General features: G+C 72.0%; 13 protein-coding genes and 1 pseudogene. 9 read left to right on the forward strand and 5 right to left on the reverse strand.

The window, feature by feature from the left end:
• Positions 1 to 72: 72 nt before the first annotated feature.
• From LY40_RS20795 to LY40_RS20805, 3 genes are all read right to left on the reverse strand, one after another.
• Entirely contained in the window at positions 73 to 1,188 is a 1,116-nt protein-coding gene (locus LY40_RS20795; protein ID WP_258937901.1) for an HAD family hydrolase, read from the reverse strand.
• 139 nt (positions 1,189 to 1,327) lie between these two features.
• Positions 1,328 to 2,677 (reverse strand): DUF5667 domain-containing protein, encoded by a 1,350-nt coding sequence (locus LY40_RS20800; RefSeq protein ID WP_258937902.1) that lies wholly within the window; start codon positions 2,675 to 2,677, stop codon positions 1,328 to 1,330.
• Between the two features lie 175 nt (positions 2,678 to 2,852).
• Positions 2,853 to 3,512, reverse strand: a complete 660-nt coding sequence (locus LY40_RS20805) for a sigma-70 family RNA polymerase sigma factor (protein WP_183779997.1) — start codon at positions 3,510 to 3,512, stop codon at positions 2,853 to 2,855.
• A gap of 203 nt (positions 3,513 to 3,715) precedes the next feature.
• Here LY40_RS20805 and LY40_RS20810 point away from each other — a divergent pair, with 203 nt between their 5' ends.
• Complete coding sequence (locus LY40_RS20810) at positions 3,716 to 5,341, forward strand: AMP-binding protein (protein ID WP_258937903.1); 1,626 nt, start codon at positions 3,716 to 3,718, stop codon at positions 5,339 to 5,341.
• A 143-nt stretch (positions 5,342 to 5,484) separates the two neighbouring features.
• Here LY40_RS20810 and LY40_RS20815 read toward each other — a convergent pair whose 3' ends face one another.
• On the reverse strand, positions 5,485 to 5,718 hold the full coding sequence (locus LY40_RS20815; protein ID WP_183779992.1) for a glutaredoxin family protein: 234 nt from the start codon (positions 5,716 to 5,718) through the stop codon (positions 5,485 to 5,487).
• 120 nt (positions 5,719 to 5,838) lie between these two features.
• Here LY40_RS20815 and LY40_RS20820 point away from each other — a divergent pair, with 120 nt between their 5' ends.
• From LY40_RS20820 to LY40_RS20850, 7 genes and pseudogenes are all read left to right on the forward strand, one after another.
• Positions 5,839 to 6,537, forward strand: a complete 699-nt coding sequence (locus LY40_RS20820; protein WP_258937904.1) for a YqeB family protein — start codon at positions 5,839 to 5,841, stop codon at positions 6,535 to 6,537.
• A gap of 85 nt (positions 6,538 to 6,622) precedes the next feature.
• The gene (locus LY40_RS20825; RefSeq protein WP_258937905.1) at positions 6,623 to 6,994 is read left to right on the forward strand and encodes an ArsC/Spx/MgsR family protein; all 372 of its coding nucleotides are present in this window, start codon (positions 6,623 to 6,625) and stop codon (positions 6,992 to 6,994) included.
• 302 nt (positions 6,995 to 7,296) lie between these two features.
• On the forward strand, positions 7,297 to 9,042 hold the full coding sequence (locus LY40_RS20830) for a molybdopterin-dependent oxidoreductase (protein ID WP_258937906.1): 1,746 nt from the start codon (positions 7,297 to 7,299) through the stop codon (positions 9,040 to 9,042).
• 1,137 nt (positions 9,043 to 10,179) lie between these two features.
• Positions 10,180 to 10,959: pseudogene (locus tag LY40_RS20835) on the forward strand (redox-sensing transcriptional repressor Rex); the annotation flags it as partial.
• Entirely contained in the window at positions 10,956 to 12,296 is a 1,341-nt protein-coding gene (locus LY40_RS20840; protein WP_258937907.1) for a glutamyl-tRNA reductase, read from the forward strand. The pseudogene LY40_RS20835 and the gene LY40_RS20840, both read left to right, overlap by 4 nt.
• The gene (hemC, locus tag LY40_RS20845; RefSeq protein ID WP_183779980.1) at positions 12,293 to 13,234 is read left to right on the forward strand and encodes a hydroxymethylbilane synthase; all 942 of its coding nucleotides are present in this window, start codon (positions 12,293 to 12,295) and stop codon (positions 13,232 to 13,234) included. Before LY40_RS20840 ends, hemC begins: the two co-directional genes overlap by 4 nt.
• Positions 13,235 to 13,445: 211 nt before the next feature.
• On the forward strand, positions 13,446 to 14,978 hold the full coding sequence (locus tag LY40_RS20850) for a bifunctional uroporphyrinogen-III C-methyltransferase/uroporphyrinogen-III synthase (RefSeq protein WP_183779977.1): 1,533 nt from the start codon (positions 13,446 to 13,448) through the stop codon (positions 14,976 to 14,978).
• Positions 14,979 to 15,163: 185 nt separating this feature from the next.
• Here the strand turns inward: LY40_RS20850 and LY40_RS20855 are convergent, their stop codons facing one another.
• On the reverse strand, positions 15,164 to 16,288 hold the full coding sequence (locus tag LY40_RS20855) for a M20 family metallopeptidase (RefSeq protein ID WP_258937908.1): 1,125 nt from the start codon (positions 16,286 to 16,288) through the stop codon (positions 15,164 to 15,166).
• A gap of 102 nt (positions 16,289 to 16,390) precedes the next feature.
• Here LY40_RS20855 and hemB point away from each other — a divergent pair, with 102 nt between their 5' ends.
• Positions 16,391 to 17,371 carry a porphobilinogen synthase gene (gene hemB / locus LY40_RS20860; RefSeq protein ID WP_183779971.1) on the forward strand — a complete coding sequence of 327 codons (981 nt, stop codon included), beginning with the start codon at positions 16,391 to 16,393 and terminating at the stop codon, positions 17,369 to 17,371.
• Positions 17,372 to 17,464 lie beyond the last annotated feature (93 nt).

Genomic DNA, 17,464 nt, shown 5'->3' on the forward strand with positions numbered 1-17,464 from the left:
AAAGTGCCCTTGGGGGCATTAGCGACACGAGCCGACCGCGGTGGTGGTCACCGGGCATGACGAAGTGGTGGCTCAGCGGCGGCGGTGGGCGACCGCGCCCGCGACCGCACCGGCGACCGCGCCCGCACCGAGGACCGACGGAACGCCGATCTTCGCCGCCTTGCGGCCCGTGCGGAAGTCGCGGATCTCCCAGCCGCGCGCACGCGCCGTGTCGCGCAGTTCGGCGTCCGGGTTGACCGCCACGGCGGTGCCGACGACCGACAGCATCGGCACGTCGTTCTGCGAGTCCGAGTAGGCCGTGCACCGCCGCAGGTTCAGCCCTTCCCTCGCGGCGAGCGCTCGCACCGCGTGTGCCTTTGCCCTGCCGTGCAGCAAGTCCCCGACCAGCCGTCCCGTGTACACGCCGTCGATGCTTTCGGCGACCGTGCCCAGCGCACCTGTCAGCCCGAGGCGCCGGGCGATGATCGCCGCCAACTCGACCGGCGTCGCCGTCACGAGCCACACACGCTGGCCCGCGTCCAGGTGCATCTGCGCCAGCGCGCGCGTGCCCGCCCAGATCTTGTCGGCCATGAGCTCGTCGTAGATCTCCTCGCCGACCTCGGTCAGCTGCTCGACCGTGGCCCCGGCGACGAACGACAGGCCCTGCTCGCGGATGCCGTCGACGTTGCCTTCCTTGCCGCCGACACGGAACCGCAGCTGCTGCATCGCGAACCCGGCGAGGTCGGATGCCGTGAAGTACTTCCGCGAGGCCAGGCCGCGGGCGAAGTGGAAGATGGAGGCGCCGACCATCATGGTGTTGTCGACGTCGAAGAACGCCGCGGCGGTCAGGTCCGGGGGTGCGGGCGGGGGAGCCTCGTCGACGTCGGTGGCGTCCGCGCTCTCGGCGGTGTCGAGCGTCGGTGTGAGTTCGCCGGCCGGTTCGGTTCTGCCTGCCTCCAGCGGCTCGGCCACTGCCGTACCGGCACCCGGCGCCGTGTCATCGGATTGGAGCGTGCTGTCCGACCGTGTCGTGCCGCCTGCCTGTGCGGCCTCGGCTTCAGCGTGGGCTGCTTCGGCTTCGGCCTGGGCTGCTTCGGCCTCCATCGCCACGGCAGCGTCGGCCGACGCCTCACCTGCCAGGGCAGCGAGCCGTTCGCGTTCCTGTTTCTTACTGCGGGCCCGCCACAGTGCCACGCACACCGCCTCCACGGTCGAGTTCGGCCTTCACCTGGCTGTGCACTGAAGTAGTCAGGATAACGGTTGGTCGCGGAGTGCTTTTCGGTGCTCACCCCGGGCTATGCCGTTACTCCGCTCGGCCGGTCGAGGAGCATCGCATGCGGTCGGCCCGTCAGTCGTGATCCGCGTCCAGGCCGGTGAGGCCGGACAGGATCGCCGTCACCGAGACCGGCGCAGGCTGCTGCGGCCGTTCGGCAGGCAGGCGCGGTCCGGTGGGCGGTTCGGGCACCGTGCGGACCACGTGCGCCGATGGCACGTCCGCGGGCGGTGACCACGGCGGGGTCGCGCGGACGGCCGTGACCGGCTCTGCCGTCCCGGCCGGGTCCGTCGTCGTGGAACCGGCCAGGGTGGCCGTGTCGTCGTCCGGGGTGGGCCCCGGCCGCGTGTCACCGGAGCCCGGAGTGGCGTCCGGCGCCGCGGAGTGGTCGCCGTCGCCCGGTCGTCCGCCGCCGGGTGTCGTGGGATGGCAGTCGCCGGTGGTGGGCAGCGCGCCGAGGTCGTCGGCGCGGCCGGAGGTGATCTGCAGGCACGACATGCGTTCGTCGAGTGCTTCCGCCCGCTGCTGGATGCGCACCAGCAGGTGCGTCCCGTCGGCCGTGCCTGGCAGCGGGGTCAGCCGCGACGTCTCGGCGGTGGCCCAGCCGCGCAGGCGGTCGAGCTGGTCGCCGCCTGAAGTGGTGGCGAGGGACGTCAGCGCGGCGACGGCCGAACGGGCGTGCTCGGTGAAATCGGACATGCCCGTGTGCAGGGCGGAACGGTCGAGCGCGCCGTCGTCGGCCAGCGACCTCAGCTCGGCGATCCGGTCGGAGGCGTAGTCGAGCCGCTGGAACGCGCGGTCCTCGTCGTCGAAGGTCATGGCCAGCGAGGCATCCTCGCGCAGCTGTTTGAGTGCGTAGAACGACTCGCCCGGCCTGGCGTCGCCGGACGCGGTGAGTGCGGCGGCCCCCACCCCGAGGAGAACGGCGACGCCCGCTGCGACGGCCGGCACCCGGCGCCGCGAGTTCCCGTCGGGCCGGTGTTCGCCGCGTGCCGGCTGCGGCTGTGGGCCCGGTCGTGGGTGCTCCGATTCCGGTTGCGGTTCCGGCTGTGGTTGCGGTGGTGGTCCTGCGACGTGGCGTTCGGCGGTCGGGTGCGGCCCGGGCGCGAGCACGCGGTCCGTGATGCGCATGCGCGCCGCGGGGGTCAGCGATCCGTCGCGTTCGTCGCCGGCCGCGGTGCCGTGGTCGCCGACGCTCCGGTCACCGGTGCTCTGGCCTCCGGTGCTGTGGCCTCCGGTGCCGTGGCCGCCGGGGGCGCGGTTGCCGAGGTTGCGCAGCGCCGCGATGACCGCCAGCTCGTCGGCGAACTCGCCGCTGCGGCCGGCCTCTCCGGTCTCGACGGCGCGCGCGAAGCGTTCGTCCTCGTCACGGGAGGCGCGGGATCGCCGCGCGCGGAATGACCGCAGGATTCGTGGAGGCTCCACGGTGGCAACGCCTCCCGGCTCGCCGGCGCGTGGCCGGTCCTGGACGTCTCGGTGTGTCTGCCGGGGACAACGACGTCGCAGCTGTATCGGTTACGGGGTGTCGACCCTGTGGGTGGCGCACGTTACAGCGCGTGGCCGACGGAGTGACCTGACCAGCGGCAGGACGCGGGGGGTATCAGCGCAACGTGTCGGGCAGCAGCTTCGCCAGCCTGCGGATCGCGCGATGCTGCAGCGCCTTCACCGCACCCTCGCCCCGGTCCATGATCCGCGCGGTCTCGGCCACGGAGTAGCCCTGGATGAACCGCAGAATGACGCATTCGCGCTGGTCGTCGCCGAGGTCGCTGATGCAGCGGACGAGTTCGTCGCCCGTGTCGCGGCTGATCACCTGCTGCTCCGGTCCCGGTGCTCCCGCCGCGCCCGCCACCGCGGCACCGGGTGTCGTGGGGTCGGCAACCTCGTCGGTGACGACCTCGAGCCGGAACCGGCTCGACTTCACGTGGTCGAGCACCAGATTGCGGGCGATTGTGGTGAACCAGGCGCCGACGTCCCGGCCCTGGTAGCTGATCGACGTGATCCGCCGCAGGGCGCGCAGGAACGTCTCGCTCGTGACGTCCTCGGCCAGGTGGCGATCACCCACTCGGAGGAGGACGTAGCGGTACACGCCGTCGACGTAGCGGTCGTAGAGCCGGCCGAACGCCGCCCGGTCGCCGCTCTGGGCGGCGTGCACGAGATCCCAGCCCTCGGCCGTCGGATCCGGTGCCTCGGGGGCGGGATCGGGTACGACATGCAGGGGGGTACGTGCTGGACCAGCAGCAACAGCGATTGGCAGGCTCATCGTGTTGCACCTCCTCCGGGGTCGTTCCCGGACGCATTCGTGATCTTGAGTGATCACCGCCACTACGTCGTCACGGGAGCATACGCGTAGCTACCGCCTAGTAGGTAGTGGTGTCCTCGTTGCAATCGGGAGACGGTGATGTCGGGCCGCTATGACGCGCGACCGTGACGGGCACACTGGGCGGGGGATGAGGAGGTTCGCGGATGGCAGCGGGCGCTGAGGAACCGGACAGCGGAGACATAAGCCCCGGGGCTGCCGGGGGTGGGAGCACCGAGGACGTGAACACCGAGGTCGCGGGGGAGAACGTCGCCGACCTCGTCGTGGCTGCGGCGCGGCAGCGCCCCGACGCCGACGGGGTCGTCGACCCCTCCTCGGCGGCCACCTTGACCTGGGCCGACGTCGACAACGCGGTCGATACGTTCGCGCGCCGCCTGTTCGACTCCGACGTGCGCCCCGGCGACCGCGTCGGCCTGCGGCTGCCGACCTGCGGCGAACTCGTCGTCGGCCTGTTCGCCGTGTTCCGTGCGGGCGCGATCGCCGTCCCGGTCTCGCCCGCCGCCCCGGACGCCGAGGCCCGCGAACGGCTCAACGACTGTGGTGCCCGGCTCCTGGTCGCGCACGCCGACCTCGGCGACGTGCCGGCCATCGCCCCGGACCTCGGCCACCCCGCCGATCCCGCGGACGAGCCCACCGCGGAGTCACCGGACGCCGAGCCCCGGCCGTCGCATCCCGTCGAGCCGCGGGCCGGTGGCGAGAACATCGCCGCGATCTTCTACACCTCCGGCACGAGCGGCCCCGCCCGCGGCGTGATGCTGTCGCACCGGGCGCTGCTGGCCAACGTGCGGCAGCTCGCAGCCGTCCTGCCCACCGGCGACCGGCCCGACCGCACCTTGCTCGCCGTGCCGCTGCACCACATCTACGGCCTCGGCCCCGGCCTGCTCCTGCCCACGGCGACCGCAGCCACCGTCGTGCTGGCCCAGCGATTCGACGCACGGGACGCGCTGCACGCCTGCCAGGCCCACGAGATCACCACGGTCGTGGGCGTACCCGCGATGTACACCGACCTCGCGGACAGGCCTGCCGGTGAACTCGCCGACGCGATGGCCACGGTCCGCATCTTCATGTCCGGCGCCGCACCGCTGCATCCCCGCGTGCTGAACGCCATCACCGACGCCACCGGGCAGGCCGTCTACGAGGGATACGGCCTCACCGAAGCCGCACCCGTCGTCACGTCCACCCTCGTCACCGGCCAGGCGAAGGCCGGTTCGGTCGGCAGGCCGTTGCCGGGCGTCGAGCTGCGCCTCGTCGACAGCGACGGCTCCGCGGCGCACGCACCGCTGGACCCCGCCGACCCCGACGACGCGTTCGGCGACGACATCGGCCTCACCGGGCTCGTCGCCATCCGCGGCGCCAACCTGTTCAGCGGCTACTGGCCCGACGGTGCTCACGGCCCGGACGCCGACGGCTGGTACCGCACCGGTGACGTCGGCTACCTCGACGCCGACGGCGATCTGCACCTCGTCGACCGCGCCAACGACCTGATCATCGTCAACGGCTTCAACGTCTACCCGCGTGAGGTCGAGGACGTGATCCTCACGCTGCCGGGGGTCGCCGAGGTCGCGGTCGTCGGCGCGCTCGACGACCGCACCGGCGAATCCGTGCGCGCCGTGGTGCGTCCCGAATCCGGCGCGGCGTTGTCGGAGCAGCAGATCGTCGACGTCTGCACGGAGCGGCTCGCGCGGTACAAGGTGCCCTCGAGGGTGGAGTTCGTCGACGAACTGCCCTACACCGCGGTCGGCAAGCTCCGCAGGGTGCAGCTCCGCACGTAACCCGCCGTGTAACGGATCCCGGTGGGCGTTCGCATGTCCTGCACTCAGCCACGCGTGTTCTGCGCTCGGCCACGCGTGTTCTGCACTCGGGCACGAGCGGCCGCTGGGTGCAGCGCGGCGAACGCGGCGTACCCCGGCGTGCGTCAGCTCAAGGCCGCGCGGAGCCGGCCCTCCTCGACCTGCCAATACCCGTGTTCATCGCCGTCGACCAGCAGCACGGGGACACGATCGCCGTACTCGGCCTGGTGCTCGGGGTCGGCGTCGACGTCGACGGCCGACCACGTCGCGCCGAGCTCCCCGCAGATCCGGGCGACGTCGGCCTCGGCGATCTCGCACGCGTGGCATCCTGCGCGCGTCATGACGGTGACGTGATGCATGCACCCATCATCGCTTCCGTTCGCCGTCCACCATCGCCCAGCCCGCATCGCCCAGCCCGGTGAACGCCAACCCACCGGCCACGACCTCGCGATGCGGGACGATCTGGCATTCTTCCGCGTGTGACCAGCGACTACGCCGCCGACTCCGTCACCGACGTCCGCATCCCCGCAGCGATTCCGGCCCTCGTGATCGCGGTGCCGGTCGCGGTCGGGGTGCTGCTCGGATTCGCCGGCGGGCCGCTGTTCCGCGGCCTGGCGAACGTGCTGGAAGACACGCCGATCGGGGCTCCGGGATGGCTGCACCTGCTCGGTGACCTGCCGCAGGGCTGGTCGGTGACGGTCATGACGGGGCTCGGCGTGGCCGTCGGGGTCGTGCTGATGCTGTTCACCTTCCGTGAGGCGCTGTCCCTGCGGGTGCTCGACGACCACGTGGAGTCCCAGGTCGAGGGGCGTGAAGCATGGACCGAACGGGCCACGACGACGGCCGTATTCCGCGACCGCGCGACGCTCGTGTTCCTCCGCGGGGACGCCGCACCGGTGCGCCTGCCGGGCGCCCAGGACCTGCGGGAACGCGATCTGCGGTCCGCGTTCGAGCGGCACTCCTGGCCGTGGCGGGACGGTGATCCGCACGCGGGTGAGTACGAACGCTGGGTCGACGGCAGCCCCGGCTTCGCCACCCAGGAACACACCCTGCTGCGCCGCCGTCTCGAAGTGGGCAAGGACGACACGGCGCGGATCGAGGCAGACGACGCCCTGTTCGCCGCCGGGCTCGTCGCCAGGACCGACAAGAAGCAGCTCCACGTACGACGCGTGTCCTGATCCCGGCCGCGTCCGACGTCGCCGTCTCCCGCTGCCACTGGCTAACCTCACTGCAGCACCCGGCCTGCGACCACGAGAGGCAGCGATGGAGATCTGGATCAACCCCGCCTGTTCGAAGTGCAGGACTGCCCTCGGCGTGCTGGACGCCGAAGGCGCCGAGTACACCGTGCGCAAGTACCTCGAGGACGTGCCCACGGCCGACGAGATCCGCGATGTCCTCGACCGGCTCGGCCTCGAACCGTGGGACATCACCCGTACGCAGGAGCAGATCGCGAAGGACCTGGTCCTCAAGGACCGCACCGAGTGGCCGCGGGACGACTCCGGGCGGGAGAAGTGGATCGCCGCGCTGGCCGAGTATCCGAAGTTGATCCAGCGGCCGATCATCACCGCCGACGACGGCACCGCCGTGGTCGCCCGCACCGACGACGCCGTCCGCGACGCCCTCGCCCGCGACTGAGGCTGAGGCTGAGGCTCAGCGCAGGACATACGCGGCGGCGGGCTCGGACACGGACGCTGAGCGCAGCACATGCGCCTGCCTGCGGCCCCCGCAACACGGGGCCCATGGATGCAGTCGCGCGTCAGTGGGTGGATGAGGGGCGGCGGTCGGGTGACGGGCGGGCGCAACACGGGCCCCGGGGAACGCAACACGGCCCCCGGAACCCGCAACACGGGCGGTAGCGGTTCGCGGCAGGTGAGTGTAAGGGAGTCGTAAGGGTCTGACCTGGTCACACGCGCCGGTTTCGGCGTCACGATGAAGGCATGGCCACGACTGACGATCCGTCGCAGGAATCCGCGCAGCCGGCAACGACGGCACCCCGGCGCGTGCCGCGAGCGCGGCTCGTGATCGCGGCGGTCGTGGCGCTGGCTGCGGCGCTGGCGACCGGTCACTTGGTGGCGGCGTTCGTCGGGCCCCAGGCGTCGCCGCTGTTGGCGGTCGGCAACACGGCGATCGACCTGACCCCGTCGTGGCTGAAGGACTTCGCGATCGCCACCTTCGGCACGGCCGACAAGCTCGCACTCCTGGTGGGCATGGGCGGGGTGCTGCTCGGACTGGCCGTCGCGGCGGCGCTGGCGTCACGACGCGGCCCCGCGCCCGGCACGGTGCTGATCGTCGCCGTCGGCGTCCTGGGGCTGGTCGCCGTGGTGACGCGCCCGGACGTCGGCAGGCTCGCCGCGCTCGCCCCGCTCGCGAGTCTCGCCGCAGGGGTGGCGACGTGGCTGCTGCTCCACCGTCGTGCCGCGCCCCCGGCCCCCACCACCGCGGCGACGACCGTCACCCCTCACGACACGGCCGACCCCGACACGGCCGACCCCGACGCAGCCGACCCCGACGCAGCCGACCCTGACGCCGGGCGGGCCGACGACGCGGCTGACGCCGAAACCGGGCAGGCCGACGACGCGCCGCCGCACGGTCCCCGCGCCTCGGAGGCCCTACCCGGGAGGCGGCGGTTCCTCGTCGCGGCCGGTGGCGCGGCCGCAGTCGCGGGAGTGGCCGGGCTGACGGGCGGATTCGTGGGCGGGGCCCGTGATGCGACGTCGTCCCGCGCGTCGGCGCCGCCGTTGCGCGGGACCCGGCGGCTGTCCGCACCGCCGCACGACGCGGACTTCGCCAAGCTGGGCACGCCGACGTTCCTCACTCCGAACGACGCCTTCTACCGCATCGACACCGCGCTGTCCGTGCCGCAGGTCCCCGCCGACGACTGGCGGCTGCGCATCCACGGCATGGTCGATCGTGAACTCGAACTCACCTACGACGACGTGCGCCGCCGCGGTCTGATCGAACGCCGGATCACGCTGTGCTGTGTGTCCAACCAGGTCGGCGGGGAGCTGATCTCCACGGCGACGTTCACCGGAGTCGACCTGGGTGAACTGCTCCGCGACGCCGGCGTGCGCGACGGCGCGCAGCAGCTGCTTTCGTCGAGTTCCGACGGCTGGACCTGCGGCACTCCCATCGACGTGCTGCTCGAGCGCGACCGCGGCGCCATGCTCGCGCTCGGCATGAACGGCGAGCCGCTGCCGCTCGAGCATGGGTTTCCTGCGCGGCTCGTGGTGCCCGGTCTGTACGGATACGTGTCGGCGACGAAGTGGGTGACCGACCTCGAGGTGACGACGTGGAACGAGCGCCGCGCGTACTGGCTCGACCGCGGGTGGGCGCGCGAGGCGCCGGTGAAGACGCAGTCGCGCATCGACCGGCCGTCGTCGGGCGCCACGATGCCCACGGGGCGCGTGATCGCCGCGGGGATCGCTTGGGCGCAGCACACGGGGATCGCCAAGGTCGAGGTGCGGCTCGACGGCGGCCGCTGGCAGGAGGCGACCCTCTCGGCCGATGTCTCCGACGACACGTGGCGGATGTGGCACATCGCGCTCGACGTCGACCGGCCCGGGAACCATCGGCTCGCCTGCCGTGCGACCGACAAGTCCGGTTACACACAGACCTCCGAGCGCATGGGCGTGCTGCCCGACGGTGCGACCGGCCACCACACGATCACGTTCACCGCGGAGTAGTCCGCGGGCTCACAGGAGGGCGACGGGCGGGATCAGCGCGGAGACGCACGAGTGCAGGACACGCGGTGCTGAGTGCAGAACACGCGGTGCTGAGTGCAGGACACGCGGTGCCGAGTGCAGGACACGCGCGACACGGCCCCTGGAAGCCGCAACACGAGCCCTGGAATCCGCGACACGGCCCCTGGAATCCGCAACACGCGTGCATGGGTCGTGTCGAAGGGTGGGGGCGGTCGGCGGCCGCCTCCGGAAATGACAACGCGTCAGGAAAACGGGGGCTGTGGCGCAGGTCAACGCCCTTACCTGCTGTTTTGTGCACGCGTTCACAAATGAACTACCGTGTTCTCCACGCCGGTGACGCGCCGTGCATCGAACACGGTCGCCGCCTGCTGGTCAAGGGATTCGTCTCGAAAAAATCCGAGGGACGGGAGTCGGAGCGTGATGGCACAGCGGAGCCGGCGGAACATCGCCTCCTCCGTCCGCGGCCTGGCCCGGTCGCGCCGCGCGAACAAATCCGGTTCGAAATCCGACGCATCCCCCGAGGCCACGCCCGCCGATGTCGACCCATCCGGCACACCGGCCGATACGGCGCTGCCCGATAACCCGCTGCCCGATATCGCGCAGTCCGACAACGCTCCGGCCGACACCCCGGCCGATGCCGCTCCGGCCGCGGACGCTCAGTCCGGCGGCGCGGTCGACCCCCAGGCCGAAGGCGAGCACCAGGCCGCCGCAAACGATGTCGCCGAGCACGATGCCGCGGAGCCCGGCTCCGCGCAGGGCGGCGCGAACAAGCGCGCGAAGCCGGGCTCGGGGAGGAAGAGCCCGGCCAAGAAGGTCCTCGCCAGGAAATCGGCCGCGAACGGGAAAACGACAGCCGACGGCGAATCCGCAACCGATGCGGCGAGCACCGGCGCCAAGGCCGCCACGAACGGCAAGGCCAGGGTCCCGAAGACCACGGCAGACGGCAAGGCCCCGAACGCCAGGGCCAACGGCAGCGCCGCGACCAGCGGTAAAGCCGCAGCCAACGCCAAGGCGGCCACCAACGGCAAGGCGGCCACCAATGGCAAGGCGGCCACCAATGGCAAGGCGGCCACCAGCGGTAAAGCCGCCGCCGGCGGCAAGGCCGGAGCGAATGCCAAACCGGCGACCGGCGCCAGGGCCGCCGCGGCGTTCGACGACAACACCCCGACCACCGAGCTGCCCGCCGTCACCGACGGCGAGGCGCCGGTCAAGGCCATTCCCGAAGCCGCGGTGGGCCGCATGGCGGTGTACCTGCGCGTGCTGTCGAGCATGCAGGAGCATGGCAGCACGAGGGTCTCCAGCGAGGAGCTGTCGGCCGCCGCGGGTGTGAATTCCGCCAAACTCCGCAAGGACCTCTCCTACATCGGTTCCTACGGCACGCGGGGCGTCGGATACGAGGTCGAGGTGCTGATCGGCCAGATCGAACGCACCCTCGGGCTCAACAAGCAGCAGCGCGTCGCGGTCGCGGGAATCGGTAACCTCGGACATGCGTTGGCGAATTACGGCGGCTTTCCCGGTCGCGGTTTCCCGGTCGAGGCGCTGTTCGACATCGACCCGGATCTGATCGGGGTGCCGGTGGGCGGACTGCCCGTCTCGCACCTCGACGACATCCCCGAGGTGTGCGCGGAGCGGGAGATCTCCATCGGGGTCATCGCGACGCCGCCGACCGCAGCACAAACGGTGTGCGACAGGCTCGTCGCAGGCGGAGTGCAGTGCATTCTGAACTTCGCGCCGGTGGTGCTGCAGGTTCCGGAACACATCGAGGTTCGGAAGGTGGATCTTGCCGTGGAGCTGCAGATCCTCTCCTTCCACGTGGCACGAAGGGCGGACGGACAGGTGAACGGCCAAGCGGCTGGGGCTGAAGCGACGGACGCGAGCAGTGCGGTGGTGCCGTCATGAGCATCCTCGCGCTCGGCCTGTCCCACCGGACGGCGAACCTGACCACGCTCGAACGCGTGTCCATCCCGGCGCCCGAGGTGCCGAAGGTCCTGCACGAGCTGCAGCAGGCGGAGCACGTCTCCGAGGTCATGGCCGTCTCGACGTGCAACCGCATCGAGGTCTACGCCGTCGTCGAGACGTTCCACGGCGGCCTCGACGACATCGCGTCGGTGCTGGCCCGTCAGGCCGGCATGGTTCCCGACGAGCTCTACGACAGCTTCTACGTCCACTACGCGGGCGCAGCCGTCGAGCACCTGTTCAACGTCACGTCCGGCCTGGACTCGATGGTCGTGGGGGAGACGCAGATCCTCGGCCAGGTGCGGGCCGCGTACGCGACCGCGAGCGAGGCGGGCACCGTCGGGCGGACGTTGCACGAGCTGGTGCAGACGACGTTGCGCGTCGGCAAGCGCGTGCACAGCGAGACGGGCCTGGACCAACTGGGCGCGTCCGTGGTGTCGGCGGCGCTGGCCGAGGCGGAGGACGCGGGCGGTGACCTCGCGGGCAAGCGGGCCCTCGTCGTGGGCGCGGGCTCGATGGGTGCGCTCGCCGCGTCCCACCTGCGCAAGGCGGGTATCGCGAGCATCGTGGTGGCCAACCGCACCCAGGCGAACGCCGAACGGCTCGCCGCGTCGGTCACCGAGCAGGGCGTGCCTGCGACGGCGGTGCCGCTCGCCGAGCTGGCAGGCGCCGTGTCCGACGCCGACGTGGCCGTCGTGTGCACCGGCGCGAAGGGCACCGTGCTGGAGACCCGGCACGTCGGGCCGCGGAGCTCCCCGTTGGTCGTGTGCGACCTGGGCCTGCCGCGTGACGTCGACGCCGAGGTTGGCGGCCTCGACGGTGTGCGCCTCGTCGACCTCGACACCGTGCGCCGCCGGATGCACGACTCCGGCAGCGGCACCACGGAGAAGCAGACCGCCAAGGCGTCGGGCATCGTCCTGGACGAGGTCCGCGCCTACCTGGCGGGACAGCGCAGCGCTGCCGTCACACCCACGGTGACGGCGTTGCGCAAGCGGGCGGCCGAGGTCGTCGACGCCGAACTGCTCCGGCTCGACCGGCGGCTGCCCGAGATCGACGCCGACACCCGTGAGGAGGTCGGCCGCACGGTCAAGCGCGTCGTGGACAAGCTCCTGCACGCCCCGACCGTGCGTGTGAAGCAGCTGGCCGCCGAGACCAGCGACACCGACTACGCCACGGCGCTGCGCGAGCTGTTCGAGCTCGACCCGCAGGCGCCGAAGACGGTGTCCAGCCCGTCGGCCCCCATGACCACCACCGACCAGATCGACGGTGACACCCCGTGACTGACAGCCCGATCCGCATCGGCACCCGCGGCAGCAAGCTCGCCGTGGCGCAGACGCAGACGATCGCGAACATGCTGACCGAAGCCGGTCACGAGGTGGAGATCGTCACGGTCTCCACGCCCGGTGACCGCTCCAGCGCGCCCATCGCGGAGATCGGCGTTGGCGTTTTCACGTCGGCGCTGCGCGAGGCACTGCTGGCCGACGAGATCGACGTCGCGATCCACTCGTACAAGGACCTGCCGACGGCGCCGGAGTCCGGCCTCGTGCTGGCCGCCGTGCCGCCGCGGGAGGACCCGCGTGACGCGCTGATCGCCCGCGGCGGCCTGACGCTGGGCGAACTGCCGCCGGGTTCGGTCGTCGGCACGGGTTCGCCGCGCCGGATCGCGCAGCTGAAGGCCCTCGGCCTCGGTTTGACCGTGGTGCCGATTCGCGGCAACATCGACACCCGCATCGGCAAGGTCACGTCCGGGGAACTGGACGCCGTGGTGCTGGCCAGGGCGGGTCTCGCCAGGGTCGGCCGGGTCGACGAGATCACCGAGACGCTCGATCCGCTCCAGATGCTGCCCGCGCCCGCACAGGGAGCGCTGGCGGTGGAGACGCGGGTCGAGGACGTCGAGGCCGAGCGACTGCTTCGGTCCGTTGTGGACGACGAAGCGACCAGGGTCGCCGCGAAGGCGGAGCGGGCCGTGCTGGCCACGCTCGAAGCCGGTTGCAGCGCACCCGTGGGAGCGCTCGCCGATGTCGTGGAGGACCTCGACAGCGAGGGACAGGTCGTCGACCGTCTCTCGCTGCGCGGGATCGCCGCCACCGGGGTCGACGGTGACTCCGTGAACATCCTGAAGGCCTCGGCGATCGCCGAGACGAAGGACGCCGACGAACTGGGCCGCGCGGTCGCCGCCGAGCTGCTCGACCTGGGCGCAGGCGCGCTCTCGTCCTGAGTCGGCGCGTTCGCTTCCGCCGCGGCGGGAACCCGGTGGGCGTCGGGTGCGTGGCCGGCGCCTGCGCTGTGCAGGCGCCGCAGCCGGAGCACGCAGGCAACACGTAACGGACGTGACATTCGCGTCGGGAACGTCAGAGAACCGCAGAAGGACAAGTACGAGTTCGGCCGCCGGCCTCGGTGCGGCCGCTGCATGAGGAGAGACGAAGCACATGACCCCCCCAAGCAAGACCACGGGGCGCGTCGCCTTCGTGGGCTCGGGCCCCGGTGACGCGGGACTGCTCACGGTCCGCGCCCAGGAGCTGCTGGCCAAGGCCGACGTCGTCGTCACCGACCCGGACGTGCCGGCGGGCGCGCTCGCCTACGCCCGCGAGGAGGCCGAGGCGCGTCCCGCCGTCGGCGAGCCGGGGGACGTCGCCAAGGACCTGGCCACCGAGGCCGAGTCGGGCCGCGTCGTGCTGCGTCTCGTCGCGGGTGACCCGCTGACGCAGCCCGCGGTCGTGGCCGAGGTGCAGGCCGTGTCGAAGACCGAGGTCGTGTTCGACATCGTGCCGGGTGTCGCGCCGAGCACCGCGGTCCCGGCGTACGCGGGCCTGCCGCTCGGCGGCACGCACACCGAGGTCGACCTCACCCGCGACGTCGACTGGAAGGGCGTCGCGCAGGCGCAGGGCCCGATCGTGCTGCACGGCACGTCGAGCCACCTCGCCGAGGCCGCCTCGCAGCTCGTCGACAACGGTGTGCCCGCCGACACGCCCGTGGCCGTCACGTCGAACGGCACCATCAACACGCAGCGGACGACCGAGACGACCCTCGCCTCGCTCGGCGCCGACGCAGGTGAGCTGGCGGGTTCGCTGATCGTCACCGTCGGATCGATCGTGGCGGACCGCAAGCAGCTGTCGTGGTGGGAGTCCCGCGCCCTGTACGGCTGGAAGGTCCTCGTGCCGCGCACGAAGGACCAGGCCGGCGACATGGCCGAGCGGCTCCGCAGCCACGGCGCCACCTCGCACGAGGTGCCGACGATCTCCGTCGAGCCGCCCCGCAGCCCCGCGCAGATGGAGCGTGCGGTGAAGGGCCTGGTCGACGGGCGGTTCCAGTGGATCGTGTTCACCTCGGCCAACGCGGTGAAGGCTGTGCTGGAGAAGTTCACCGAGTTCGGCCTCGACGCCCGCGCGTTCGCCGGCGTGAAGATCGCCTGCGTCGGCGAGGCGACGGCCGAGAAGGTGCGCTCGTTCGGCATCCAGCCGGAGCTCGTGCCCGAGGGCGAGCAGTCGAGCGAAGGCCTGCTCAAGGAGTTCCCGCCCTACGACGACGTGCTCGACCCGGTGAACCGCGTGCTGCTGCCGCGCGCCGACATCGCCACCGAGACGCTGTCGGCCGGGCTGACCGACGCGGGCTGGGAGGTCGACGACGTGACGGCCTACCGCACCGTGCGTGCCGCGCCGCCGCCCGCCGAGACCCGCGAGATGATCAAGACGGGCGGGTTCGACGCCGTGTGCTTCACCTCGTCGTCCACCGTGCGGAACCTGGTCGGCATCGCGGGCAAGCCGCACGCCCGCACGCTCGTGGCGTGCATCGGCCCCAAGACGGCCGAGACGGCGACGGAGTTCGGGTTGCGCGTCGACGTGCAGCCGGAGACGCCGAACGCCGTGGTGCTCGTCGACGCCCTCGCCGCCCACGCGGCGAAGCTGCGCGCCGAGGGCGCCCTGCCGCCGCCGAAGAAGGCCAAGCGCACGCGCCGCTCCTGAGTCTCGCCGAAACGCCCCGCCGCACACCCCGTGCGGCGGGGCGTTTCGCTGTCCAGGCCCGTGGTGCGGCTTCGGGGACCGTGTTGCGGTGTCGGAGTGCAGGACACGCGGTGCTGAGTGCAGGACACGCGGTGCTGGGCGCAGGACACGCGGTGCTGAGTGCAGGACACGCGATCAGGCGGTGCTCATGCTTCGCACCACTGGGCGGCGACCCGGCGGATGGTCTCCTCCGACTCGCGGAGTTTGGCGATCGACACCCACTCGTCGGTGACGTGCGCAAGCTCGGGTTCGCCCGGGCCGCAGACGACGGTCGGCACGCCGCCCAGCGCCGGCGTCAGCACCGACGCGTCCGTGAAGTACGTCGCCGCCCGCGGCTCGCTGCCCTGAGGCCGGCCGGTGACGTCGGCGGCGATCGCGGCGACGGACGCGGCCCAGTCGTCGGCAGGGTCCGTCCACACGGCGGGCAGGTCGATGAGCGCCTCGAGTGCCGCGTCGTCGCCGACCCGGCTCCGCAGGTCGTCGGTGATCGTGGCGTGGTCCTGGCCGGGCACGGTGCGGATGTCGACCGTCGCGACCGCCGAGTCCGGCACGGAGTTCGTGTTCAGCCCGCCGTGGAAGGTGCCGACGTTCAGCGTCGGCGCGCCCATCGCCGGATGCGCCTGCTTGGTGAAGGCGAACCGTTCGAACGTTCCCACCGCACGGGCCAGCTTGTAGACGGCGTTGTCGCCCAGGTGCGGCATCGACCCGTGGGCCGTCACGCCCTCGGCCCGCGTGGACAACCACAGCGCGCCCTTGTGCCCGTGGAAGACGGCGCCCGCCGTGGGTTCGGCGATCAGCAGCGGACCCGACGGCTTGCCGCGCAGCACGTCGAGGGCGCCCCGCGCGCCGTGCGAGCCGGTCTCCTCAGCGGCTGTGAGCACGAGGCGCAGCCCAGCCCGCGGCGCGCGAGTCGACGTCGCGACACCGATCGCCGCGCACACGATCGCGGCCACCCCACCCTTCATGTCCGTCGTGCCGCGGCCGTACAGCCGGTCGCCGTCGGGCTCGGCGCGGAACGGGTCGTGGGACCACTCGGCGCTGCCCAGCGGCACCGTGTCGACGTGCCCGGACAGGCACAGCGGCGGTGTCTGCGCATCGGTGTGCCACTCGGCGATCAGCGTGCCGCGGCCCGGTTCGTGCTCGACGGTCCGGACGTCGAAGCCCGCCTCCTCCAGGTGCGGCGCCACCACGGCGAGGGTGCGGCTCTCGTCGTGATCGATGGTGTCGACGGCGACGAGTTCTCGGGTCAGGCTCAGCACGTCCGGGCTCATGACGATGTCCTTCCGCTGGGGCGGTGTCGGTCCCGCCGGGCCGGCGGGCCGGGGATCTTGCCGCCGTCAGGGTAGGCGCACGCGCGGGAGTACGGTGTCGATGTGTTTCCCGAGCATCGTCCACGCAGGCTGCGGACCACGCCGGCCGTGCGCCGGCTCGTCGGCGAGACGACGATCCGCCCGCGTCAGCTGATCCTGCCCATGTTCGTCTCGGAGGAGGCCGACGCCGCGGGTGCGCCGAAGCCGATCTCCAGTATGCCCGGCGTCGTGCAGCACACGAGGGACTCGTTGCGTGCCGCGGCGGCGACGGCCGTCGAGGCGGGTGTCGGCGGGCTGATGCTGTTCGGCGTTCCGTCCACACGCGACGCCGTCGGTTCGGGTGGGACCGACGACGACGGCATCCTCAACGTCGCGCTGCGCGACCTGCGGTCCGATCTCGGCGACGACACGGTCCTCATGGCCGACACGTGCCTCGACGAGTTCACCGACCACGGCCACTGCGGCGTGCTCGACGACGCCGGCCGGGTCGACAACGACGCGACGCTCGAACGGTACGCCGAGATGGCGCTGGCCCAGGCGCGCGCGGGTGCGCACTGGCTCGGGCCGAGCGGCATGATGGACGGACAGGTCGGCGCGATCCGCCGTGCGCTCGACGACGGCGGATTCGGCGACGTGAGCATCCTGGCCTACTCGGCCAAGTACGCGAGCGCGTTCTACGGGCCGTTCCGCGAGGCCGTCGACTCCCAGCTGCAGGGCGACCGCAACGCGTACCAGCAGGACCCGGCCAACATCCGCGAGGCGAGCCGCGAGATCGAACTCGACCTCGCCGAGGGCGCCGACGCGATCATGGTCAAGCCTGCGCTGTCCTATTTGGACGTCATCAGGGCGGCGTCGGAGATCTCGTCGGTCCCGGTCGCGGCGTACAACATCTCGGGCGAGTACTCGATGATCGAAGGCGCGGCCGCCAGCGGCTGGGTCGATCGCGAGCGCACGATCCTGGAGGTGCTCACCTCGATTCGCCGCGCAGGCTCCGACATGATCCTCACGTACTGGGCAGCGGAAGCCGCCACCTGGCTCGACTGAACCACCGCACCGGTGCGGAGCTGCAACATTCGCGGTCCTGGCGGCTGCCCCAAGGGCACCTTGGGGGCGCCAGCGGTGTTGCGGGGGTGCGAC

It is taken from the genome of Prauserella salsuginis (assembly GCF_024648885.1).
GTDB lineage: Bacteria > Actinomycetota > Actinomycetes > Mycobacteriales > Pseudonocardiaceae > Prauserella > Prauserella salsuginis.